28 protein-coding genes and 1 tRNA gene are annotated in these 22,465 nt (G+C 65.0%); 18 read left to right on the top strand and 11 right to left on the bottom strand.

What is annotated here, in order from left to right; genetic code table 11:
* Position 1 precedes the first annotated feature (1 nt).
* Both AC1DGD_RS10465 and AC1DGD_RS10460 read right to left on the bottom strand, forming a co-directional pair.
* A complete protein-coding gene (locus AC1DGD_RS10465; protein ID WP_018775647.1) occupies positions 2-484 on the bottom strand; it encodes an FHA domain-containing protein FhaB/FipA in 483 nt (160 codons plus the stop codon).
* Positions 481-1,230: an FhaA domain-containing protein gene (locus tag AC1DGD_RS10460; protein WP_223914854.1), complete on the bottom strand. Its 750-nt coding sequence runs from the start codon at positions 1,228-1,230 to the stop codon at positions 481-483. The genes AC1DGD_RS10465 and AC1DGD_RS10460 overlap by 4 nt, the downstream gene beginning before the upstream one ends.
* Positions 1,231-1,614: 384 nt before the next feature.
* Between AC1DGD_RS10460 and AC1DGD_RS10455 the strand changes: the two genes are divergently transcribed.
* A tRNA-Leu gene (locus AC1DGD_RS10455) sits at positions 1,615-1,697 on the top strand.
* A 224-nt stretch (positions 1,698-1,921) separates the two neighbouring features.
* Here the strand turns inward: AC1DGD_RS10455 and AC1DGD_RS10450 are convergent.
* Complete coding sequence (locus tag AC1DGD_RS10450; RefSeq protein WP_476850718.1) at positions 1,922-2,614, bottom strand: TetR/AcrR family transcriptional regulator; 693 nt, start codon at positions 2,612-2,614, stop codon at positions 1,922-1,924.
* 194 nt (positions 2,615-2,808) lie between these two features.
* Between AC1DGD_RS10450 and AC1DGD_RS10445 the strand changes: the two genes are divergently transcribed.
* The 4 genes from AC1DGD_RS10445 (at position 2,809) to AC1DGD_RS10430 (ending at position 7,369) form a co-directional block, all read left to right on the top strand.
* Positions 2,809-4,197, top strand: coding sequence for a flavin monoamine oxidase family protein (locus tag AC1DGD_RS10445; protein WP_476850726.1), 1,389 nt, complete (start codon positions 2,809-2,811; stop codon positions 4,195-4,197).
* 54 nt (positions 4,198-4,251) lie between these two features.
* Positions 4,252-5,211 carry a universal stress protein gene (locus AC1DGD_RS10440; RefSeq protein ID WP_459383496.1) on the top strand — a complete coding sequence of 320 codons (960 nt, stop codon included), beginning with the start codon at positions 4,252-4,254 and terminating at the stop codon, positions 5,209-5,211.
* A 14-nt stretch (positions 5,212-5,225) separates the two neighbouring features.
* On the top strand, positions 5,226-6,758 hold the full coding sequence (locus AC1DGD_RS10435; RefSeq protein WP_476856793.1) for an APC family permease: 1,533 nt from the start codon (positions 5,226-5,228) through the stop codon (positions 6,756-6,758).
* 128 nt (positions 6,759-6,886) lie between these two features.
* Positions 6,887-7,369: a pyridoxamine 5'-phosphate oxidase family protein gene (locus AC1DGD_RS10430; RefSeq protein WP_230008243.1), complete on the top strand. Its 483-nt coding sequence runs from the start codon at positions 6,887-6,889 to the stop codon at positions 7,367-7,369.
* Positions 7,370-7,467: 98 nt separating this feature from the next.
* Here AC1DGD_RS10430 and AC1DGD_RS10425 read toward each other — a convergent pair whose 3' ends face one another.
* Positions 7,468-8,106 carry an NADPH-dependent F420 reductase gene (locus AC1DGD_RS10425; RefSeq protein WP_230008242.1) on the bottom strand — a complete coding sequence of 213 codons (639 nt, stop codon included), beginning with the start codon at positions 8,104-8,106 and terminating at the stop codon, positions 7,468-7,470.
* Positions 8,107-8,159: 53 nt separating this feature from the next.
* Entirely contained in the window at positions 8,160-8,792 is a 633-nt protein-coding gene (locus tag AC1DGD_RS10420; protein ID WP_230008241.1) for a hypothetical protein, read from the bottom strand.
* A gap of 197 nt (positions 8,793-8,989) precedes the next feature.
* Here AC1DGD_RS10420 and AC1DGD_RS10415 point away from each other — a divergent pair, with 197 nt between their 5' ends.
* Positions 8,990-9,367 (top strand): VOC family protein, encoded by a 378-nt coding sequence (locus AC1DGD_RS10415; protein WP_230008240.1) that lies wholly within the window; start codon positions 8,990-8,992, stop codon positions 9,365-9,367.
* A 28-nt stretch (positions 9,368-9,395) separates the two neighbouring features.
* On the opposite strand, the gene AC1DGD_RS10410 is transcribed toward AC1DGD_RS10415, so the two are convergent.
* Both AC1DGD_RS10410 and AC1DGD_RS10405 read right to left on the bottom strand, forming a co-directional pair.
* Positions 9,396-10,004 carry an NADPH-dependent FMN reductase gene (locus AC1DGD_RS10410; RefSeq protein ID WP_230008239.1) on the bottom strand — a complete coding sequence of 203 codons (609 nt, stop codon included), beginning with the start codon at positions 10,002-10,004 and terminating at the stop codon, positions 9,396-9,398.
* Between the two features lie 141 nt (positions 10,005-10,145).
* A complete protein-coding gene (locus AC1DGD_RS10405) occupies positions 10,146-10,550 on the bottom strand; it encodes a DUF5997 family protein (RefSeq protein WP_018775636.1) in 405 nt (134 codons plus the stop codon).
* Between the two features lie 122 nt (positions 10,551-10,672).
* On the opposite strand from AC1DGD_RS10405, the gene AC1DGD_RS10400 reads away from it, so the two are divergent.
* On the top strand, positions 10,673-11,428 hold the full coding sequence (locus tag AC1DGD_RS10400) for a LysR family substrate-binding domain-containing protein (protein ID WP_374208301.1): 756 nt from the start codon (positions 10,673-10,675) through the stop codon (positions 11,426-11,428).
* Between the two features lie 68 nt (positions 11,429-11,496).
* On the opposite strand, the gene AC1DGD_RS10395 is transcribed toward AC1DGD_RS10400, so the two are convergent.
* Positions 11,497-11,991 carry a hypothetical protein gene (locus AC1DGD_RS10395; protein WP_476856752.1) on the bottom strand — a complete coding sequence of 165 codons (495 nt, stop codon included), beginning with the start codon at positions 11,989-11,991 and terminating at the stop codon, positions 11,497-11,499.
* A 704-nt stretch (positions 11,992-12,695) separates the two neighbouring features.
* On the opposite strand from AC1DGD_RS10395, the gene AC1DGD_RS10390 reads away from it, so the two are divergent.
* Positions 12,696-12,992: a PLD nuclease N-terminal domain-containing protein gene (locus AC1DGD_RS10390; protein WP_476856751.1), complete on the top strand. Its 297-nt coding sequence runs from the start codon at positions 12,696-12,698 to the stop codon at positions 12,990-12,992.
* A 19-nt stretch (positions 12,993-13,011) separates the two neighbouring features.
* Positions 13,012-13,563, top strand: coding sequence for a GNAT family N-acetyltransferase (locus AC1DGD_RS10385; protein WP_476856750.1), 552 nt, complete (start codon positions 13,012-13,014; stop codon positions 13,561-13,563).
* A gap of 142 nt (positions 13,564-13,705) precedes the next feature.
* Here AC1DGD_RS10385 and AC1DGD_RS10380 read toward each other — a convergent pair whose 3' ends face one another.
* Positions 13,706-14,269 carry a dihydrofolate reductase family protein gene (locus AC1DGD_RS10380; RefSeq protein ID WP_476856749.1) on the bottom strand — a complete coding sequence of 188 codons (564 nt, stop codon included), beginning with the start codon at positions 14,267-14,269 and terminating at the stop codon, positions 13,706-13,708.
* Positions 14,270-14,620: 351 nt separating this feature from the next.
* Positions 14,621-15,166 (bottom strand): hypothetical protein, encoded by a 546-nt coding sequence (locus tag AC1DGD_RS10375; protein WP_476851761.1) that lies wholly within the window; start codon positions 15,164-15,166, stop codon positions 14,621-14,623.
* 223 nt (positions 15,167-15,389) lie between these two features.
* Between AC1DGD_RS10375 and AC1DGD_RS10370 the strand changes: the two genes are divergently transcribed.
* Together AC1DGD_RS10370 and AC1DGD_RS10365 are read left to right on the top strand one after the other, a co-directional pair.
* On the top strand, positions 15,390-16,097 hold the full coding sequence (locus AC1DGD_RS10370; RefSeq protein WP_476856748.1) for a VOC family protein: 708 nt from the start codon (positions 15,390-15,392) through the stop codon (positions 16,095-16,097).
* A gap of 34 nt (positions 16,098-16,131) precedes the next feature.
* Positions 16,132-16,725 (top strand): GNAT family N-acetyltransferase, encoded by a 594-nt coding sequence (locus tag AC1DGD_RS10365; RefSeq protein WP_476856747.1) that lies wholly within the window; start codon positions 16,132-16,134, stop codon positions 16,723-16,725.
* Between the two features lie 319 nt (positions 16,726-17,044).
* On the opposite strand, the gene AC1DGD_RS10360 is transcribed toward AC1DGD_RS10365, so the two are convergent.
* A complete protein-coding gene (locus tag AC1DGD_RS10360; protein ID WP_230012656.1) occupies positions 17,045-17,380 on the bottom strand; it encodes a hypothetical protein in 336 nt (111 codons plus the stop codon).
* 97 nt (positions 17,381-17,477) lie between these two features.
* On the opposite strand from AC1DGD_RS10360, the gene AC1DGD_RS10355 reads away from it, so the two are divergent.
* From AC1DGD_RS10355 to ureG, 7 genes are all read left to right on the top strand, one after another.
* Positions 17,478-17,798, top strand: coding sequence for a DUF6221 family protein (locus AC1DGD_RS10355; RefSeq protein WP_230010922.1), 321 nt, complete (start codon positions 17,478-17,480; stop codon positions 17,796-17,798).
* A gap of 129 nt (positions 17,799-17,927) precedes the next feature.
* On the top strand, positions 17,928-18,230 hold the full coding sequence (locus AC1DGD_RS10350) for an urease subunit gamma (protein ID WP_079552648.1): 303 nt from the start codon (positions 17,928-17,930) through the stop codon (positions 18,228-18,230).
* 8 nt (positions 18,231-18,238) lie between these two features.
* A complete protein-coding gene (locus AC1DGD_RS10345) occupies positions 18,239-18,589 on the top strand; it encodes an urease subunit beta (protein ID WP_476851765.1) in 351 nt (116 codons plus the stop codon).
* Positions 18,586-20,376 (top strand): urease subunit alpha, encoded by a 1,791-nt coding sequence (gene ureC, locus AC1DGD_RS10340; protein WP_476856746.1) that lies wholly within the window; start codon positions 18,586-18,588, stop codon positions 20,374-20,376. The genes AC1DGD_RS10345 and ureC overlap by 4 nt, the downstream gene beginning before the upstream one ends.
* 19 nt (positions 20,377-20,395) lie before the next feature.
* Complete coding sequence (gene ureE / locus AC1DGD_RS10335) at positions 20,396-20,878, top strand: urease accessory protein UreE (protein ID WP_079552642.1); 483 nt, start codon at positions 20,396-20,398, stop codon at positions 20,876-20,878.
* Between the two features lie 165 nt (positions 20,879-21,043).
* Positions 21,044-21,712, top strand: coding sequence for an urease accessory protein UreF (locus tag AC1DGD_RS10330; RefSeq protein WP_476856745.1), 669 nt, complete (start codon positions 21,044-21,046; stop codon positions 21,710-21,712).
* A 32-nt stretch (positions 21,713-21,744) separates the two neighbouring features.
* Positions 21,745-22,362, top strand: a complete 618-nt coding sequence (gene ureG, locus AC1DGD_RS10325) for an urease accessory protein UreG (protein ID WP_476856744.1) — start codon at positions 21,745-21,747, stop codon at positions 22,360-22,362.
* Positions 22,363-22,465: the final 103 nt, after the last annotated feature.

Below are 22,465 nucleotides of genomic sequence, written 5' to 3'. Positions count from 1 at the left end.
GCTACGGCCTCAATTCGATGACCGTCTTGCCGATTCTCACGGGGACGCCCAGCTCCACCGGGAGGGCCCGGGTCAGCTGCTGGTCTGCCAGATACGTGCCATTAGTGGAGCCGAGGTCCTCGATGAACCAGCGGCTGCCCTGCGGGAACAGGCGGGCATGGCGGCCCGAGGCGTAGTCGTCCTCCAGGACCAGGGTGGCTTCCTGTGCCCGGCCAAGGAGGATGGGGCTCGCCGCGAGGGCGATGGTGGTGCCCTTCAACGGTCCCTCGGTCACGATCAGCTGGCGGGCCTGTTGTTTGACGGGGGCGGGCGGCGGTTCGGCAAGGGAAGGATTCTTGCGCACCTGGCGTGCCGTGGGGGCACCGGCCGCCGCCTTGCGGCCGATCATCAGGTCGCGGCGCATGGCCGAGACAATGCTGAAGATCAGCACCCACAGGAGGATGAGGAACCCGAAACGCAGGGCCGTGATGGTCAATTCGCTCATGCGTGGCCGCCTGGGTGGGCGGGCAGTAGGCGGAAGATGATTTTGGTTCGTCCCATCATGATCGTGGCGCCGTCAGCAAGATCCGAACTGCCCACGATCTTTTGGCCGTTGACGTAGCTGCCGTTCGTGGAGCCGAGATCGATCGCCTGGGCCGTACCAGGCCCAGTCCGGATTTCCAGGTGGCGGCGCGAAACGCCGGTGTCGTCAATAAGGATGTCTGCTTCGGAGGACCGTCCGAGGACGATTGAGGGCGCGTTCAGCGAATAGCGCTGGCCGTCGATGTCCAGTACAGGCTGAAGCTGCGCCGGCTGGCGTGTCGGAGCCGCGGGTACGTTGCCGTGAATACCCGGCTGCGCCGGGACGGAAGGGGCGGAGGCTTTCTCGGTCCGCGAGGTGATGTCGAAATTCCCGGCGCGGTGCTCCTCATCGCGGCGGAAACTGATCCGGACCGGGCCCTGGAGGGTGTAGCCCTGGCTGCGGACATGGTTGATGACGACGTCGCACAGTTCCTCCGCGAGCGGTGTGCCCCATTCCTGGGCGCGCTGGAAGTCCTCGCTGCTGAGGAGTACGTCAAAAACGTTAGGGGCCAAGGTGCGTCCCGCGGCGATCGTGATGGCCTTGTTGTCCACCTCGGTGCGGAGGCGGCTCGCGATCTCGACAGGCTCAACCTGGGCGCGGGAACCGGTGGAGAAGACTCCGCGGACGGCCTTTTCGATGCCGCGCTCGACTTTGTCCAGCAATCCCATGGTCCTTCTCCTTTCCTGTTGGCTGCGGGGCAGCGTTCGTTCCGGAACTCGGTTTCCAACTTTTGCGAGCCCGCGCTCAGCGGACACTCCTACATCAGATACTACTGGGCGTGTCTGGGAATGGCCTCAACGGACGCCGCCGGGGCGACGTCAAAATGAGTGCCCGCCGCGCCCTGACGTGCGCGGACACCGCCGCCGGGACTGCCGCGGCGGGTCCCCGCTTGACGCCCGGCGGCGGGGCAAGCGTGGCCGGCAAACGACCCCATTCAGGGGGCTCTGGGGCTCGATTGGTGTTTTCCGGCAATTGTCCGTTATGCTTGATCTCGCTGCTTTTACGAGGTTGGCGGTCCGGGAAACCGGCCCTATCCGAGTGGAAGAAGTTGCGCGCGAGTGGCGGAACGGCAGACGCGCTGGCTTCAGGTGCCAGTGTCCGAAAGGGCGTGGGGGTTCAAATCCCCCCTCGCGCACGCAATCGAAAGAACCCCGGTCTTGGACCGGGGTTCTTTTGTTTAACCCGCACGGGGGCAGCCGGCGTCGGGGTTTCCCGGTTTCCCCACATTCGAAGGCTTGGCCCGGCGTGTTGCGCCGACCCGCCGGTGTGGGGCGGCGCCGGTCCGTCAAAAGTGGGGAAACTCCGCAGCAGCGGACTCCGCAGCAGCGGACGACGCGGCAAGACCACGCGGCAAGACCGCTAGGCTGCCCGCAGCGCCCCGAGCCCGGCGAGGAGTGCCTCGAGTCCCAGCTTGAAGGCGACGTCGGCCGGTTTTTCATGGCCTTCCTCGGCCAGGCGCTGGACGGCGGCGGTGAAATGCGGTGTCGACGCGGCCATGGTGCCGGAATCGAAGATGTCCGCGGGTGCGGTGACGTCGTAGGCGGAGCCAAAGATGAACGATTCGATCGCGACAATGGCCGGGACAATGCGCTCCTGCGGAAAGCCTGCGCGGCTGAAACCGGCACTGACGGCCTCATACATGGCCAGTGTCTTGGGCGCGTCGGTCACGGGCAGTACGGCAATGACGGGAATCAGCGGGGTGTGCTTGGAAAATACGTCGCGGTAGCTCCAGGCCCAATCCCTCACGGCCTGTTCCCAGTCCCCGGCCTCGAAGGCGGTGACGTCCACGAACGAGGTCAAGTGGTCCTGGACGAGGACCAGCACGTCCCGTTTGGACGAGACATGGTTGTACAGCGCCGAGGGAGCCACGTTGAGGGTCCGCGCCAGGGCAGCCATGGTGAACCCGTCGTAGCCGCTCTTGCCAATCAGCTGCAGGGCCGCCACGGTGATGCCGTTCTGGTCCAGCACTGCCGCGGCGGGCCGTCCCGCACGGCGGCGGGGCCTGGCTGCGGGGCCGTGCGGATCGGCGGGGGCGCTGGTTGCTGCCGTCATTCCGGGCCTTTCTTCTCTGCTTGGCTTCTCAGTTTGGCTGGCGGGTTCGGGGTGAGCCCGTTCTGCCCCTACTTTACGGGCGAAATTCATTAGGCGGAGGGTCTTCCCCGAAGCGTGTGGAAGGTCTATCATTCTAAATGAACGCCATTCATTTTGTGGTCCGCATCACTCTAGCGGCCACGGGGAGGAACATCATGCTGGAACTTGACCGCGACGTCGTCATCGTAGGAGCCGGCCCGTCAGGCTTGACCGCCGCCCGCGAGCTGAAAAAGGCCGGACTCAGTGTGGCGGTGCTCGAGGCGCGGGACCGCGTGGGCGGCCGGACCTGGACCGACACGGTTGACGGGGCCATGCTCGAGATCGGCGGCCAGTGGGTTTCGCCGGACCAGACCGGGCTCCTGGGGCTCCTGGATGAGCTCGGACTGCAGACCTATTCCCGCTACCGCGACGGCGAATCCGTCTACATTGGCGCGGACGGCAGGCGCACCCTGTACACCGGTGACACCTTCCCGGTCAGCGAAACCACCGCCGTTGAAATGGACAAGCTCACGGCACTGCTGGACTCCCTGGCCGCGGAGATGGTTCCCGAGGAGCCGTGGGCCCACCCCAAGGCCCGCGAGCTGGACACCATCTCCTTTCACCATTGGCTGCGGCAGAACTCAACAGATGAGGAAGCCTGCAACAACATCGGCCTGTTCATCGCCGGCGGCATGCTGACCAAACCGGCCCACGCCTTCTCCGCCCTGCAGGCCGTCCTCATGGCTGCCTCGGCGGGGTCCTTCACCAACCTCACGGATGAGGACTTCATCCTGGACAAGCGGGTTGTCGGCGGGATGCAGCAGGTTTCGCTGCTGCAGGCAGCGGAACTGGGCGACGACGTCGTCCTCGGCAGCCCGGTCCGCACCATCAACTGGGCCAATGACGCGAGCGGAGGCTACCGTGTCACTGCCGTCTCCGACCGGGCCACGGTGAACGCACGTTTCGTCATCATGGCCGTGCCGCCAAACCTCTACACCCGGGTGTCCTTTAACCCGCCGTTGCCCCGCCGCCAGCACCAGATGCACCAGCACCAGTCACTTGGCCTGGTCATCAAGGTCCACGCCGTCTACAGCAGCCCGTTCTGGCGCGAAGACGGCCTGTCCGGGACGGCCTTCGGCGCCGGCGCCATTGTGCAGGAGGTCTACGACAACACCAACCACGAGGACCCGCGCGGCACGCTGGTGGGCTTTGTCTCGGATGAGAAGGCCGACGCCATGTTCGAGCTCAGCGCGGAGGACCGCCGCCGCGCCATCCTCGAGTCGATTGCGTCCTTCCTCGGCGAAAAGGCCCTGGATCCCGAGGTTTACTACGAGTCCGACTGGGGTTCGGAGGAATGGACCCGGGGGGCTTACGCCGCCAGCTACGACCTTGGCGGACTGCACCGCTACGGCAAGGACCAGCTGACGCCGGTCGGGCCGATCTACTGGTCCTGCTCGGATCTTGCGGCCGAGGGCTACCAGCATGTTGACGGCGCCGTCCGGATGGGGCAGCTCACGGCGGCCCGGATCGTCGCTGCTGCGGACCGTGCGTCCGTCGCCTCGTAGAGAATCCCAACAATTCAGTTGAATGCAGTCCAGTTCAGTTAGGAGAGCGGCCAGATGCGTTACGTAGTGGGGTATTCAGCCAATGCCAGGGGCCATGATGCGGTCAATCTGGCCGTCTCCCTGGCGCTCGGGCGGGGGGCGAGCCTGGACCTTGTGCTGGTGGTGCCCGAAGTGCAGCAGTCCGGGCACGCCCTCGCGCCGAAGGCCGGCTTCGAAAATCTGCTCACCGAGCAGGCCCAGGAGTGGCTCGACCAGGCCCTGGCGCTGGTTCCATCCAGTGTCCCGGCGCAGGCACACATCCGCAGCCATGATTCCGACGCGCACGCACTGATCGAGGCGGCCGAGGAATTGGGCGCGGACATGCTCATCATCGGGGCCACCAGCACCGGACTCTTCAAACGGTTCACGATCGGGTCGGTGGCCAGTGCATTGCTCCACGCCTCGACCGTTCCGGTGGCCCTGGCACCGCACGGCTATCACCGCCAGGAGGCTCTGACCCGGATCAGTTGCGGGCTCGGAACCCGGGCCGGTGCGGAGAAGCTGCTCGAATTCGCCCTAGGCATGGCGTCGAACCGGGACGTGCCACTGCGGGTGGTGTCGCTTCTGGCCCTCGACGGCGACGCGGCCGATTCAGCCGACGCGGCCCGGGAGTATGCGGCCAAGTGCCTTGCCGACGCACTGGCTGCCGGCGGGCCGGCAGTCCCGGGGGAGGCGAAGGCGGAGGTCCCGGGGGAGGCCAAGACGGAAGCCCAGGTGGAGGCGAAGACGGAAATCGTCGTCGCCCACGGGCGCAGCATCGAGGAAGCCGTGGACCGCCTGGACTGGGAAGACGGCGAGGTCCTGTTGATCGGATCCAGCCGGCTTGCCAAGGGCCGGTCCATCTTCCTCGGCAGCACAGCGGGCCGCATTCTGCGCGCCCTGCCGGTGCCGATGATCGTGGTCCCCAGCGACTATGAACTCAAGCACCTCAATCATTCAGCGTCGAGTGACACCCCCCGAGAGGCACAACAATGAGCGCAGACCATGCGATGTCCAAGCCGTCGCAGACAGGGCAGCCGACAGGACAGCACACCGAACAGCAGCACGGACTCAGTGAGAAGGGCCTGAAAGCCGGATCGGTGGGGCTCATTGGCGCCGTCGTCATCGGCATTTCCTGTATCGCCCCGGCATACACCCTTACGGCCGCCCTGGGTCCCACCGTGGCCGAGGTCGGCGTGCAACTGCCGGCGATCTTCCTGGTGGGCTTTATCCCCATGCTGCTGGTGGCCTTCGGCTACCGGGAGCTGAACAACGCCATGCCCGACGCCGGGACCTCCTTCACCTGGGCGTCGCGGGCGTTCGGCCCCTGGATTGGCTGGATGGGCGGCTGGGGACTCATCGCCGCCACCATCATCGTGCTCTCGAACCTGGCCGCCGTAGCGGTGGACTTCTTCTACCTCATGCTGGCGCAGATCTTCGGCAATCCCGAACTCGCCGACCTCACCACCAACCTGCCGCTGAATATCGCGACCACGCTGGTGTTTATCGCCCTCGCGTGCTGGATCTCCTACCGCGGCATGGAAACCACCAAGACCGTCCAGTACGTTCTCGTGGGATTTCAGTTGCTGGTCCTCGCCTGGTTCTCGATCTCAGCGTTCAGCCACGTCGCCAACGGAACCGCCTTTGACGCCACGGCCATCTCCCCGGACTGGTTTAACCCGTTCGCCGTGGGATCCTTCTCCGCCTTCGCCGCCGGCGTTTCGCTGTCCATCTTCATCTACTGGGGCTGGGACGTCACGCTGACCATGAACGAGGAGACCAAGAACCCGGAGAAAACGCCGGGACGTGCCGCCACGATCACCGTGCTGGTCATCGTGATCATCTACATGACGGTTGCCCTGGCCACGCTGAGCTACGCCGGCGTCGGCGACACGGGGCTGGGCACCGGCAACCCGGAGAACCAGGGCAGCATCTTCGCCGTTCTGGCGGGACCGGTAATGGGCCCGTTCGCCATCCTGATGTCCCTGGCTATCCTGAGCAGCTCCGCCGCGTCTCTGCAGTCCACATTTGTCTCGCCGGCGCGCACCCTGCTGTCCATGGGCCATTACCGGGCGCTGCCGCAGAAGTTCGGCAGGATCAGCCCCACATACAAGTCGCCGAGTTATGCCACGATCGCCTCTGCCATCGCGGCCGCGGCGTTCTATGTCATCACCCGGACCACGTCGGAAAACGCACTGTGGGACACCATCACGGCCCTGGGTATGATGATCTGCTTCTACTACGGCATCACCGCGTTGGCCTGTGTCTGGTTCTTCCGCGCCGAGGCGTTCAGCGGAGCGAGGGCCTTCTTCTTCAAGTTCCTCGCGCCACTCCTGGGCGGCGTCATCCTGCTGGTCATGTTCGTCAAGACCGCCTACGACTCCATGGATCCCGCGTACGGATCAGGGTCGTCGATCGGCGGTGTGGGGCTGGTCTTCATCCTGGGCATGGGCGTCCTCCTGCTGGGCGTGGTGCTCATGCTGGTCATGGCCAAGCTCCGCCCCGAGTTCTTCAGGGGCCAGGTCCTGACCCGCGGGCACTGAGTCCACTGCCGGTTCAGGGAAGGTCCCGGGAAGGTCTCCGGCCGGCAGCCATTGGAAAGTAAGCACACTTACCAATAGGCTGTCCGGAGGGGGACCTTCCTCCGTTGGAACCAGAACGAGGTGAGAGCATGTCGGATGCCGAAAGCATCAGCAAGGTCACGGACATCATCAACGATTCGCACATCGGAATGTTCACCACCATCAACGAAGCAGGCGCGCTCGTCAGCCGGCCACTGGCCGTCCAGGAGGTCAAGGACGACGGCGACATGTGGTTTTTCACGTCGGCGACCACCTCTCAGGTGGCCCACATCCGCGCCAACCCGGCGGTGAACGTCTCCTTCGGCAAGCGCACCGAGTGGGTTTCGGTGGCCGGGACCGCTGAAGTGGTCACTGACCGGCAACTGATCCACGACATGTGGAATCAGGTGGTGGAGGCCTGGTTCCCGGACGGGCCGGACACCCCTGAGGTGGTCCTGCTCCACGTCGACTCGGACTCCGCCGAGTACTGGACCAGCCCGGGCGGCACGGCGGCCACCGTGCTGCAGTGGATCAAGTCCAAGGTGACCAACAGCCGGATGAGCGTGGGCAACAGCGGAACGGTCGAGCTGTAGCGCGCCGAACCCGGGCCACCGCCCGGTCTCACCGGTGGATATTGCCGCTCGATATCACCGCTCTGGGCCGATGACGGCCGATCGGGACCGGACTGCTCCTAGTCGGTGATTTTCAGGCCGGTGCCCCAGTTGAAGGTTGGATACGCGGGGTTGGCCTGCAGCGCCATGACCAGCAGCATGAAGCCCTCGAGTTCTCGGGCGTGACGCAGTCCGCCCACCTGGAGCGGACGCAGCCCGGCGGCTTCGGCGAAGACCGCAACCTCGTTGCGGGCCTCTTCGGAGTCCGAGGCGATGAAGACATCCATCGGCTGGCCGCCGGCTGCCCCGGACCCGAGCGGGCCGGCAAAGGTGGTGTTGAAGGCTTTCACCACCCGTGCGCCCGGGAGCAGTCCGGCGATTTCCTCCGCCGCCGACGTCCCCGGGGCGACCACCAGCGAGTCGAAGGTTTCGGTGTCAATCGGATTGCTGATGTCCACCACCGTCTTGCCGCTGAGCGTGTCGCCGAAATGCGTGGCAACTTCCCTGGCCGGGCCGAAGTACAGCGCGAGGACGACGATGTCTCCCTCGGGAACCTCGCTCAGGCCGCCGGAGCTGGTGGTGCCGCCAAGTTCAGCAGCGAGCTTGGCGGCATTCTCCGGCGTCCGGTCCAGGATCTGGACGGAGCGCCCGGCGGCGACAGCCCGGGTTCCGATCGCCCGTGCCATATTGCCGCTGCCGATGATCGTGATGTCAGTCATGATGGAACCTTTCCAAGGTGGCCGCGAACTGCCGGATCGGCAATTCCGGGGAATCAGCCGTGCGCGTGGTCCGGGCCAGGCGGCCCGGCGGCGCTGACGCCGGCCGCGCGTTCGGCGGCAGCGAGGGCATGTTCCAGCCGTTCCACGGCCGGGGCGTAGGCGGCATCGGTGCAGGCGCGGTCCGTACGGCCGCCGAGGCCCTCGGCGGCCTTGATCGCCCGGATCAGTGCCGCGGTTTCCGGTTGCCGGGTATCGCTCATCGCGGGATAGTCAATCGAGAACCCCGGATCCAGTTCGTACCGCTGCCACCGGGCGAGGGCGCTCCGGTGCCGTGCGGCGGCCGCCTCGTTCAAGAGCCGGGTTTCCCGGCTGGCCCGGCGGGCTTCCTGCCGGCGGAGCAGCCGGGGTGCCGCAGCCACGGCCGCCAGGGCAGCCCCCGCGGCCAGCATCCCGAGCGCCAGGCCGGCCCAGGGCCATGTGGAGGAGGCCAGGACGATGGCGGGCACAATGACGGCGAGTCCGGCGAATGCGTCCCAAAACGCGCCGTCCGCGCCTTCGGAAGGCCCGTCGTCGGCCGCCAGGTGCTTGCGGGCGAAATAGACCGAGGCGAACGCTGCCCCGGCAACCAGAATGGCGAGGGCCAGGAACTGCCAGGCCGCGAGGGCGCCGGATAGTGAAAGCGTCATTGCACACCTCCCCGGAACGGTCCCGGGCGGGCGCTGTTCCGCTAGTTCCATTGGAATCCCTGGCGGCGGGGCCGTCAATGCCTGCCGGGCCGGGGCAATGCCCGGCGCCAGCGCTGACGCAAACCCAGGCGCCAAGGCCCGGTGCGGAGGCCGCGTCGCGGTTCCTACCCCGAGCCTCCCGGCGTAGCCTAGGGGCCATGCGACTGAAAATGTGCAGTATCCACGTCAAGGATCCAGCCTCGGCCCATGAGTTCTACACCGGCACGCTGGGCTTCGAAACGCTGATGGCCATGCCGGAGCACAACCTCTTCATCATCAAGGATGCGGATGGTGCCGGAGGCGCCGGACTGCTGCTGGAACCCAGTGACAACCCGATCGGCGCGGCCTACATGAACGGTCTGCACGACGCCGGGATTCCCGCGATCGTCTTTGGCGTGCCGGACGTGCGCGCCGAATACGACCGGCTGGCGGCCAAGGGCGTGATGTTCCAGGGGGAACCGTCCGAGGGGCCCGGCGGGACCAGTGTGGTGTTGGATGACGGCTGCGGGAACTTCGTGCAGCTGCACCAGGACTAGATGCCGGAGAACCGCGCCCTGACTCTGCCTAACGGCTCGTCTTGTCCTTGTCCGGGTGCTCGTCGCCGATATGGCCCGGTGCATTGGCGGCCAGGACCCGCGCCACGAAGGAGGCATACTCCTCCATATAGTGGCGCAGCAACCCGGCCGTAGCCTCGTCCTTGACCTCGCCGTCCTCGCCGTAGGCCTCCGGGACGAAGCGGATGTACGCCTCCGGAGCATTCAGCTGCGGCGCGTCGAGGAAGCTCAGCACACTGCGGAACGAGGACTGCATCACGGCCGTCCCAATGCCGCCCGGGGAGGCGCCGATGATCCCGGTGGGCTTGCGGGCGAAGGAGTTCGTGCCCCAGGGCCGGGATCCCCAGTCGATGGCGTTTTTGAGCGCTCCGGGGATGGACCGGTTGTATTCGGGCGAGACGAACAGGATGCCGTCGGAAGCCGAGATGGCATCTTTGAGGGCCTGCCCAACGGGTGGGAAAGCGGCATCAAAATCCGGGCTGTACAACGGCAGATCCCTGATGGGGATCTCCGTGAACTCCAGTTCCGCGGGTGCAAGCCGGATCAGCGCCCTGGACAAGGTGCGGTTGATGGAATTGCTCGAGAGGCTCCCGACAAAATATCCGATCTTGAAGCCCATGGCCTTGTTCCTTCCCGATACGCCGCCGGTGGCAGGTGAATTGGGATATGGAGGGGATCGGACCGGCGGCCCCGACCCATTCCGCGAGCGTAGTCCTGCGTCCGCGGGTTGAAAAGAGGGGTCGGGAGAAAGCGCGTGCCGCTATTCGGCCTTGGCGCGGGCTTTCTTGGCGTCCTTCTTGGCGGCCTCGTCCTTGACCCGCTGGGCCTCGGCGCGGACGGCGGCGTGGGTGGCGCGCTCGGCCACCAGCCAGGCCGGGGGAGCCTGGAGCAGTGCGGTGATTTCCGCCGTCGTCAGCGCTTCCTCAACACCACCGCGGGCCAGGCCGGCGATGGAGACGTTGAGCTTCTGCGCGACCACGGGGCGCGGGTGCGGGCCGTTGCGGCGCAGTTCCGCGAGCCACTCCGGCGGGTTGGCCTGGAGATCGGCAAAATCAGCGCGGGTGATGGTTGAATCCTGGAACTCCTGGGGTGTCGCCGGCAGGTAGATGCCAAGCTTCTTGGCAACGGTGGCCGGTTTCATGGACTGGGAGTTTGCAGAGGTCATAGTCCTAGGGTATCTGCCGGGATGCCCGCAGGGCACCAACCCAGTACCAAACCAGCGCCCGATCAGCACGGTGCCGCCATCGAGACGGACCCCCGCGCCACCCCGGGCGGTACTGTGAACATGTGTCCGCAGCAGAAGAACCATCCCAGACCCCCGACGAAACCGCCGTCGTCCCAGCCGTCGCAGTCGGGCGGGAGCTGCGCTTCGCGTACGTCGCCGGTGTGACACCGGGCAAATGGATCCGCCGCTGGGAAGAACGGATGCCCGATGTTCCGCTGCACTCCTTTATGTCCGACGACGGCGCGCAACTGTCCGTGCTCCGCGACGGTACCGCGGACCTGAGTTTCGTCCGGCTCCCGGTGGAACGCGAGGGCCTCAGCGTGATCCCGCTCTACGAGGAGCAGCCCGTGGTGGTGGCACCGAAGGGGCACGAGGTCTCCTTGTTTGAAGAAGTGGACCTGGCGGACCTGTCCGCCGAGACGTTTCTCGATGTGCAGGAGCTCGGCGGCCCGGCGATGGCGCTGCAGGTGGTGGCGTCCGGTGCCGGGCTGGTGATCCTGCCGATGTCCGTGGCCCGGCACTTCAACGTCAAGGACACCGTGGCGCGGAAACTCACGGGGGCGCCCGGCACGGAGATCGCCCTGGCCTGGCCGAGCGACGCCACGGACGAGGTCATCGAGGAATTCATCGGTATTGTCCGCGGACGCACCGCCGCGAGCTCCCGCCAGCCCTCGGCGCAGCAGGAGAAACCCAAACGCGAGCCCAAGCCGGACCGGCGCGGCACCGGAGCCGCGAAGAAGCCCAAGGTGGCGCAGCGCTACGCTCCCAACCCGGACAAGGGCCGCGGCAAGGGATCCCGGAAGAAGGGGAAACGCTAGGCCTGTGGAGTCGACGTGGCGCTCAGCCGTTGCGGGAACGGCGAAGATAGGCCGTCAGATTGGCCCGCTCATGCGGACAGGTTCGTTTCTATCGCCATCAAAATACATCCTCCAAAAAGGGCAACAGAACTCAAATAGATTCCCACGAGAATGGCAACTGCTGCCGAATGAACGAGCGCCAGTTCAAAAACACCGAAGTTCAGGGCGACAGCCACGGTTGCTGCCGTGAGGACCGCCGGAGTCAATATTTTCGGAGTTTCGGAACGTTTTAGTAGAGAAAATGTCGGGGCCCACAGAATCTGGGTCATCGCCAGTGCCGCGGCCAGCGCAATCACGTAGGACGGCAAGATACTTCCGGGCTCTACCGGCTTGGCCAGAATGACGAAGAGATACACCGAGCACAGAACCAGTGATGCGCCGAGGAAGACTGCATAAACCTTCAGCTCGTGAATCTGGATGAGGCTTCTCATCCAGCCATAGAGACGTTGATGTTGTCGGTGGCGCAGGCCGGCTCGAACAGGCAAGAGAACCCGCCGTTGGGACGCTGAATCATTGTCTTCCAAGTGTCAGATCCTGTCGTGTTGAAACGAGCATACGCTTCGTGCGCGGGAGCCTGGATCCGCCAGCCAACCATTTCAATGAGACCCGAGCGGTAGATCCGGTTCATTACGTTGACTGGATGGACCCGATCCCGCAGTAAGGGTTTCCAACGTTGTGCTTGAACCTGACCTGAGCATAGGAACCGCTCCGGCGGGCGCTGCTGTTGACGGCGCCCGGTAGCTCCTGTTGTCGCCGCCAAAGCTCCAGCCATCCTGGCCTACTACGCCGCAGCTGATCGCCCCCGGCGACGTCCAGAGTGACCCTGTTGTCCGGAATAAAGGTCTTGTACTCGACAGCATTCGTATACGGCTGATAAACCATCGGAACGGGCTTCCTCGTCCCGGATACGGATATGTTCAGGGTCTTCTCGGAAACTGCCGACGGAGCATCGGACGTTCCCTTCGCAACGATTTTGCATTTAGCGCTGCGAAAATGCCGCCACTTATTGCAGCGATTCACACTCGAAGGAAATCATGTCAGTGGCGAGCTGGCCCGTGAGGACCGGCTAACGAGACGCTTCCAATCACTTGAGGAGACCCCCTACAAAACGTTGGCGAGGAGCTAAGGCTGCCGCGGCGCCGTGGCTGTTGCGCTGTTGGTATTTCCAGATAGTGCTAAGAGCTGGCGATATGGTTGAGCATCAGTAGCCGCACTATCTTGGGGAAAAATGATATTGGCGCTCTCTACATCGGAAGTGAATCCACTGGTGCCGTCATGGGGCATCATGGGATTCCCGCTGATCCTGAACGCAATCTTGTTCATTGCAGCGCTCGTGAGCATTGCGCGCAATAGGACTCATACCACTGGCGGTACTGTCGTTTGGGCCCTCATCGTTCTTGCAGTACCGCTATTTGGCTCGGTTCTGTGGTTTTTGGTTGGGCGCAGAGAAACATCCAATTCTCGTCTCCGCGATCAAGCGAGAAAGCGGCATGATCGGGTGAATCTGAGCAGCCCGGGACGATGATCACGACGATAATCGACGCATGACTGAGCACTTACCGTCCTGGCCGACCACACCACCGACCCACGGTTCAGTCGTTTTGCGCGAGTTCACCGACGACGACGTACATCTCGCCACCGAGTTGGGAGACGATCCTTACATCCCTCTCATTGGCAGCCTTCCCGCACTCCCCACGGCACAGCAGGCTCTGGAGTGGATCTACCGGCAGCGCGGCCGGTTCGCCGAAGGAAAAGGGCTGTCCTTCGCCATCGCCGATGCCGAATCCGACAATGCCGTCGGTGCGATTGGACTGTGGCTTCAGAACATGTCGGCCGGCCGCGCAACGGTCGGCTACTCGGTTGCCCCCGCGCACCGGGGTCGCGGGATTGCCACCAGCGCGTTAAAGGCACTGACCGCGTTCGCTTGGACCATCCCCACTCTGCACCGGATCGAGCTGTACATCGAGCCGTGGAACAGCAACTCAAGTCGCGTTGCCGAGGCGTCTGGTTTCCAGCGGGAGGGCCTGCTCCGCAGCCACCAGGAGATTGGTAACACCCGGCGCGACATGCTGCTCTATGCGACAACGCGACCTTAACGGCATCTCGGCTGGTGTTTGCATTCTGCCCAGCCGGAGCTTCGCAGCAGCGGTGCGCAGGCACATTCCGGATTATCTGCTGCCCGTCGACGTGGGGCCGCGGGTGGTGAAGTACTTCCCCGACCGCGCGGAGCAATCGCGCTCAGCGCCTCGTCTCGTACCTGGTCAGGACCACGCCGCCGGGAAACGTCCGCGTCTCCACCAGATTCAGGTTCACCCAGCTGTCGAGCGAGGTGAAGAACGGAGTGCCGCCGCCCACCACGACCGGATGGGTGACCAGCGCGTATTCGTCGATCAGCCCGGCCCGCATGGCCGCCCCGGCGAGCGTTGCGCCGCCGACGCTCATCGGTCCGCCGTCGCCGGACTTGAGCCGGGTGATCTCGGCGATCGCGTCGCCGGTGACCAGGCGGGTGTTCCAGTCGACCTTGTCGATCGTCGAGGAGAACACCACCTTCGGCGTGTCCCGCCAGTTCCGCGCGAACTCGATCTCCGCCGGGGTGGCGTTGGGCTGCTGGTCGCCGGTCGGCCAGTAGGAGCTCATGGTCTCCCAGAGCTTGCGGCCGTACAACGACAGGCTGCTGGCCCGCTCCTGGTCGAGCCAGAACTGGAACAGTTCGTCGCTCGGCCCGCCCCAGCTGATGTCGTCGCCGGCCGCGGCGATGTAGCCGTCCAAGGTCAGATTCATGCCGTAGATCAGTTTTCGCACGGCGCCAGCCTTCCGTCTTGTCGTGGTCGAGGGCATCATGGAACTCTGTCGTCCCGCATATGATCGGCAGCATCCTGTCCCTCTTGGAGCCACCGTAACCGCCCATGGTCTGGATGCCATAGCCTTCGGTCCGCGTTTCAACTGAGCTGCCCGATGAGGGGTCGGCTTACGGACACGTTGCGGAGCATCGAAACCCGTCTTGACGTGTCCCACCCAACGATCCTTCACTGGACACCTCCAGTCATCCGGCGCTTCAGGAAAGAGCTAACGAAAGCCGGGGTAGCCCATTCTCACGTCTGTATATGGCGCACGAATCTTGATCGCCGTCCTATGCGGTCAAATATCTGCGTATCAGGACCAGCCAGGTATGTCTGGTGAGGGCGCGAATGAATTGGGAAGTTCCGTGACTTGGTAGAAGCGTTCGGTCTCAGGTTTCCTGTACTTGCTCACGCGGACTGTTTCCAGAGACGGACAGTTCTCCAAGACGTTGAGTGTGCCGTCTTCGGGGAGCACCCCGAAGAGCTCAATGTGCGCCAGAACCGGTAACTCAGTTAGCGGGGCCAGCGATTGAACGATTGTTTTCTTCCCAGATGAGTCCCAACTAGGCAGCGTGCTGAGTCTGATCGTTCTTAGACGTTGCAGTTGACTGAGCGGGCCGAGGTCCGACACGTTAGGCAAGTGCATGATGCTTAGATAATCGAGCCGGCCCAGACCTCCCAAGGACGCCAGGCCCATATCCGGATATGTTGCAATGATAAGGGTCTTCAGATTGACGAATTCCGATAGGCCCGCCAGGGACTTGTATTTGCAGTGCCACACCCGCAGAGCAGTCACTTCAGCTGGGGCCGGATGCGCAGGCAGTGACCGAGCATCGTCTCTCATGAAGTCAGCGATCATCCTGCCACCGTAGTGGAAATATTAGGAAAGCGGCCGGTGAGGGACCGGCTTACGGGCGGTTGCCCAGTATCCGCGCTCGTGGAGACGCCCTTGCTTGGGCAGCAGGCGCAGACTTCCCTTGAAGATGCCTTTGGTATCGGCTTAACTGTTGGCAAAGGGGCGGGAGGCACTTACAAATGACGAGCTCCAGCGCTGAGACTGAATCACAGATGAGGTCCCGAACATGGACATGCTGAACGGCGAGGAGATCGCCGAGGCCAGGCTGACCGACTGGCGCAAGTTGGCCCAGGGACTCCATGCCCGCTACCTGGTCGACGACTTCGGCACCGGTGCACGGTTCGTTACCGCGGTAGGCGAGGCGGGCGATGCGCTCGGACACCACCCGAGCGTGTCGATCGGCAATGGGTACGTCGACCTCAAGATGGTCAGCGCCGACGCCATCTACCGCGACGACGAGGGCACCGAGCACGTCGTCGAATGGGTAACCCAGCAGGACGTCGACCTCGCGCGACGGATCTCCGAGATCGCCGCCGACCACGAGGTCGACGCCGACCCGGCCTCGGTCAGCGTCATCGAGCTCGGTCTCGATACGGCCCACTCCGCGACCATCGCCCCAGTGTGGGCCGCCCTGTTGACCGGGAACGCCGAGGCCCAGGGTCACGGGTCGCCCAGCGACGAGATCCGGGACGCCACAGGGCGTGTACCGAACCTGTGGTTTGGGGACGCCGGTGAGACCCCGAGCCAGCGGTTCCACGTCGAGATCTATGTGGCGCCCGAAGTGGCCGAGCAACGAATCGCCGCTGCCGTCTCCGCGGGCGGGACTGTCGTCGATGACACCGGCGCGCCGTCGCTCACCGTGATCGCCGACCAGGACGGCAACACAGGAGTCCTATGCTTCGCTGAGTCCCCCGCGACGAGAGCTACCTCCTGACTTTCTTCAACTCGTTCCCGAGACAACCCCTGAGGTGGGCGTGACGACTTCGCACGTGATCAAGCCGCTCACGGCCGAGACCTTCCCGGCGTGGCTGGCGCTCGCGCAGAAGCACAACGGGGTCTGGGGTGGGTGCTACTGCTCGTATTTCCACGACGACACGGAGCGCACCGTCAAGAGCGAGTACGACGGGCCGACGTTCAAGCAGAGACTCGTGGCGGAGCGCGTCGCGCACGCCGCGCTCGTCTTCGACGGCGACGACGCGATCGCGTGGTGCGAGTACGGCAGTCCGGTCGAGCTGCCGCGCATCTATCACCGCAAGGAGTACGATGCGGCCGAGACCGAGCCGGCACCGTGGCGCATCACATGCTTCTTCGTCGACCGCGACCACCGACGTTCGGGAGTGGCACGGGAGGCGCTGGATGGCGCGCTCGAGCTGATCGCGCAGGCCGGCGGGGGCGAGGTGGTCTCGTTCCCCAACGAGCTCGCCCCGGGCAAGAGGACGTCGTCCTCATTCCTCCACAACGGTACGAGGGCCATGTTCGAGAAGGCTGGATTCACGTTCGAGCGTCACATCGGCAAGAGCAAGACCGTGATGCGCAAGACGGTCCCGCCGGCCGGCGGCTGACGCTGGGTTCGCACGGGCTGGTCACGACGGCGTCAGGTTCGGCTCGCCGCCCTCTCGATCGCCGCCCTTGAGATCCCGCAACATCGCCGACACTCAGAGTGTTCGAAAACAGGGTCGTCGCCGGGACTCTCCTGAACGAACCCGAGAACCTCCCCGGCACGCACGCCCCGAACCGTGCGGATATTGGCCGCAAGCCAATCCACGACTAGCGTTGGCCAACAAACCGGACCGATTCCGACACCGACCGCTGACGGTCCCCTTGCGGGCGGCCTGCCTCATAACCCCCGTGCCTCGAAACCCATGCCTCGCATGACGTGGGTTACTTGGCGCAGGCGTCCTGAAGGGCCTTGACGGATTCGGCCGGAACCTGGTCGCCGGAGTCGGCGATCTGGCGCAGCGGGGTGGTGATCTCAGCGGGTGCACCCGCGGCTTCCGCGCTGGTGACAAGACCGCCCAGCAGTTCCTTGTCCTTGGCGCTGACCAGGCCGTTCTTCACGATGGCGCAGGCCTGCTTCTTCACTTCATTGCCGGCCGCCGTCGCAGCCCGTGACGCCCCGTCGTTGACGGCCTTTTCGGTAGCGTCCTGCACTTGCCCACAGCCGGTAAGTCCGATCAAGAAGGCGGCAGCGGCAAGGGCGGCGAGACGTCGTTTCATCCACCCACCCTAACAAGCGCGGCTTGTGCCGGCCTGAGGAAAAAGGGCAAACGCCAGGCCGTAGCCGTGTGGGCACCGGCGCGCATAGGCTCGGTGAGTGGACATCGTCGAGTTCCTGACCGCGCGCATTAGAGAAGACGAAGCCGTCGCCCTAAAGCTGCTCGGCGACCCCACGCTTGCCGTCTCCGGCGAGTGGTATGAACGCCGCCTGCTCCGTGAGTGCGAGGCCAAGCGCCAGCTCATCGGCATCATTGAATCCGCACGCCAGTCCGTGCTGGCCATGTTGGTCAGCCAGGAACCCGCCGAGGCCGGATGGGTGCCGGACGTCATCGAATGGACCACGCTCTCCCTGCACACCCTGGCGCTGCCGTATGCGGACCACCCCGAATTCCAGGCGCACTGGCGGATCACCGGATAGGGCTGTCAGCGGTTAGCTCCTGAGATGCTGACGGGTCCCGGAAACCTGCAGGAAATCTCCGCGGCCTACTCTGGTCACACCGCGGCTTCTGCGGTCCGCCAGTCGGCTGGTTCTTGAAGGGATACCGTCATGCACCTCTTGCCCCGTGAGCAGGAAAAGCTCATGATCGTGGTCGCGGCGGATCTCGCCCGCCGCCGCCAGGCACGCGGACTGAAGCTGAACTTCCCCGAGGCCGTCGCGGTGATCAGCTACGAACTGATCGAGGGCGCCCGGGACGGCCGGACCGTTCCGGAGCTCATGAGCTACGGAACCACCATCCTTGGCCGCGACGACGTGATGGAGGGAGTGCCGGAAATGATCCACGACGTCCAGATCGAAGCAACCTTCCCGGACGGCACCAAGCTCGTCACCGTTCACGACCCGATCCGTTAGGAGCTTCGATGATTCCGGGAGAATACGTGCTCAGTTCCGCGCCGCTGCTCATCAACGCCGGCCGTGAGGCGGTGGACGTCGCGGTGACCAACACCGGAGACCGGCCCGTCCAGGTGGGCTCGCATTATCACTTTGCCGAAGCCAACTCCGCGCTGCAGTTTGACCGGGCGGCCGCCTACGGCCGCCGGCTGGACATCCCGGCCGGCACGGCCGCGCGGTTCGAACCCGGGGACAGCAGGACCGTCCGGCTGATCGAGCTCGCGGGCAGACGGGAAGTGTACGGCCTCAGCAACGCCGTCAACGGCACACTCCGCAAGAGCGGACTCCCTGTTTCCGAAGGGGAAGGTGACGCAAAGTGAGTTTCGAACTATCCCGCAGGCAGTATGCGGACCTCTACGGCCCGACGACGGGCGACGCCATCCGCCTGGCCGACACGGATCTGTTTCTTGAGATCGAGAAGGACCTTACCGTTTACGGCGAGGAAGTGGTGTTCGGCGGCGGCAAGGTGATCCGCGACGGCATGGGCCAGAACGGCCAGGTGACCCGGGACGGTGACGGTTCCGGCGGTATTGGTTCCGGCAGTACCGATTCCGGCGGCGGAGTCCCGGACACCGTGATCACCAACGTCGTGGTGCTGGACTACACCGGCATCTACAAGGCCGACGTCGCGCTCCGGGACGGCCACATCTTCCGGATCGGCAAGGCCGGCAACCCGCAGATCACCGACGGCGTGGACATCGTGATCGGCGCGAGCACCGAGATCATTGCGGGTGAGCGGAAAATCCTGACCGCCGGCGGGGTGGACTCGCACATCCACTTCATCTCCCCGGACCAGGTCCCTGCCGCCCTGTGCAGCGGCGTGACCACGATGGTCGGCGGCGGCACCGGCCCCGCCGAAGGCACCAAGGCCACCACCGTCACCCCCGGAAAATGGCACATCCAGCGGATGCTGCAGGCCGCCGAAGGGCTGCCCATCAACATCGGCCTGTTCGGCAAGGGCCACGCGTCCGCCGTCGAACCCCTGGCCGAGCAGATCCGCGCCGGCGCGATCGGGCTGAAAGTCCATGAGGACTGGGGCTCCACCACGTCCTCGATCGACACGTCGCTGCAGGTAGCGGACCAGTACGACGTCCAGGTGGCCATCCACACCGACACCCTGAACGAGTGCGGCTTCGTGGAGGACACCATCCGGGCCATCGGCGGCCGCGTGATCCACACCTTCCACACCGAAGGCGCCGGCGGCGGCCACGCCCCGGACATCATCAAGATCGCCGGGCTGCCCAACGTCCTGCCGGCGTCCACCAACCCCACCCTGCCGTACACGCGCAACACCATCGAAGAGCACCTGGACATGCTCATGGTCTGCCACCACCTGAACCCGGACATCCCGGAGGACGTGGCATTCGCGGACTCCCGCATCCGCGCCGAGACCATCGCCGCCGAGGACGTCCTGCAGGACCTGGGCATCTTCGCGATCACGTCCTCGGACTCGCAGGCCATGGGCCGGGTGGGCGAGGTGGTCATCCGCACCTGGCAGGTGGCGGACAAGATGAAGAAACAGCGCGGCGTCCTGAAGGATCCCGACGGCGGCAGCCACGGGGCCGCGTCAGGCCTGGGCGCCGAGAGCGACAACTTCCGGCTCAAGCGCTACGTGGCGAAATACACCATCAACCCCGCCATCGCGCAGGGCATGGCCGACTCCATCGGCTCCGTGGAGGTCGGCAAGTTCGCCGACCTTGTGCTCTGGGACCCCGCGTTCTTCGGAGTGAAGCCGGACCTTGTGCTCAAGGGCGGCCAGATCGCCTACGCCCTCATGGGTGACGCCAACGCCTCCATTCCCACCCCGCAGCCGCGCACCATGCGGCCGATGTTCGCCGCCTATGGCAAGGCGCTGCAGCAGTCCTCCATCACCTTCCTCTCCCAGGCCGCCATCGAGGCCGGGGTCCCGGCGGAGCTCGGACTGGAGAAGGTCATCCGGCCGGTGTCCGGAATCAGGAACCTTACCAAGGCGGACCTCAAGTACAACGGCGCCACCCCTGATATCGAGGTGGACCCGGAAACGTATCAGGTGAGCGTTGACGGCGAGGACGTCACCTGCGAGCCCTCAGACGTGCTGCCCATGGCGCAGCGCTACTTCCTTTTCTAGGCTTCCAGAGGAGACCACCATGATCATCGAAAAGGTCCTCGGCAACACCCACGACCTCCCTCCCGGTCCGGACCCCTACTTTGGGCTCCACCGGGAGAAGGTGGTGCTGCCCAGCGCCCAGCTGGTCAAACGCATCCAGCGCGTCACCACCGACCACGGGAAGGAACTCGGCATCCGCCTCCCCGCCGGTTCCGGGGACCTGCGCGACGGCGACATCCTGCACGTGGCCGGCACCAACATGATCGTGGTGTCGGTCCTGCCCACCGACGTCCTGGTGATCGCCCCGCGCTCCATCCACGAGATGGGGGTGGTGGCCCACTCCCTGGGCAACCGGCACCTGCAGGCCCAGTTCTTCGACGCTTCCTCGGAGTACGGGGCGGAGGTGATGGTCTGCCAGTACGACCACACCGTGGAGGACTATCTCAAACACGTCGGAGCGCCCTACAACCGCCAGGAGCGCGTGATGCCCGTCCCCTTCCGCCATGCCGAACACTCGCACTAGTTTCGCCGCGGCCGCGCTGGGCGCTCCGCTGGGAAGGGGGCTGTGCCCGTCCCCAGCCGCTCCCAACTCTCGCAAGCTCGAGTCGGGGCCCTCGCGGCAGTGGGCCCACCGCGGTGCCCACCACACCGCAGCCCCCTTCCCAGCTTCGCGCATTCGGGGGCGGTCGTGACCCAGTACCAGTTGGCGTTGCAGCAGCTGACGGATTCTGCTTTGCCTACCGGGGCGTTTGCTCACTCTCTGGGGTTTGAGACGTATGTGGAGCGCGGGCTGGTGCACGACGAGGAGTCCTTTGGGGTGTGGCTGGCGGCGTTCATTTCACAGCAGCTGACGTACTCGGACGCCCTGGCAATACGGTTCCTCTATGAGGACGTTCCGGTTGCCGAACTGGATGCGTTGTTGACCGCCCAGTTGTTGCCACGGCAGTTGCGCGAGGCCAGTACCAAGATGGGCGGGCGTCTGTTGGAGATCGGCGCTGAGATCTTTCCGTCCGCAGATCTGGCGGAGTACCGGGAGCTGGTGGGTTCCGGCCGTGCCGCCGGGCATCAGCCGCTGGCGTTCGCCGTCGTCGCACGGTCCCTGAACGTACCGCTCCCGGAGGCCCTCGCCGCTTACCTGTTCGCCGCTGTGACGTCGTTGACGCAGAACGCCGTCCGGGCGATCCCCCTGGGGCAGAACGCCGGCCAGCGGATCCTGCGGAAGGCGGCCGACGGCGTCGCCGCCGCTATCGAGCGGATCAGTCTCCTCACGCCTGACGACTTTGGGGCCGTCAGCCCCGGGCTGGAAATTTCGCAAATGCGGCACGAACGCCAGCGCGCCCGCATGTTCATGAGTTAACCGAGCTACACGAAATATGTCTGGAGAAGAATATGTCTGAGCCCGTCAAAATCGGCATCGGCGGCCCGGTGGGTGCCGGCAAGACCCAGCTCGTGGAGCGGCTCACCCGTCATATGAGCCGGGAGATCTCCATGGCGGCCATCACCAACGATATCTACACAATCGAGGACGCCAAGATTCTCGCCGCGAACGGGATCCTGCCTGTCGACCGGATCATCGGCGTTGAAACCGGCGGCTGCCCGCACACCGCCATCCGCGAAGACACGTCCATGAATACGGCCGCCATCGAGGAGCTGAAAAAGCGGCACCCTGACCTGCAGGTGATCTTCGTGGAATCCGGCGGCGACAACCTCTCCGCAACGTTCAGCCCCGAACTGGTGGACTTTTCCATCTACATCATCGACGTGGCCCAGGGTGAGAAGATCCCGCGCAAGGCCGGCCAGGGCATGATCAAGTCCGATCTGTTCATCATCAACAAGACCGACCTCGCACCCCACGTCGGCGCGGACCTGGCCGTCATGGAGCGGGACTCCAAGGAATTCCGGGGCGAGAAGCCGTTCTGCTTCACGAACCTCAAGACCGACGAAGGGCTGGACCGCGTCATCGAATGGGTGCGGCGGGACGTCCTGATGCTCGACCTGGCGTCGTGACGGCGATTGTGCGGAGTCCGGCGGCTTCGCCGGATTTGGGGCCGTGCCCGTCCCCAGCCGCTCCCGACTCTCGCAAGCTCGAGTCGGGACCCTCGCGGCAGTG

The organism is Arthrobacter sp. 05T45, assembly GCF_056395875.1.
The sequence above is the reverse complement of the archived record's forward strand: the minus strand, read 5'-3'. Positions and strand labels throughout refer to the sequence as shown.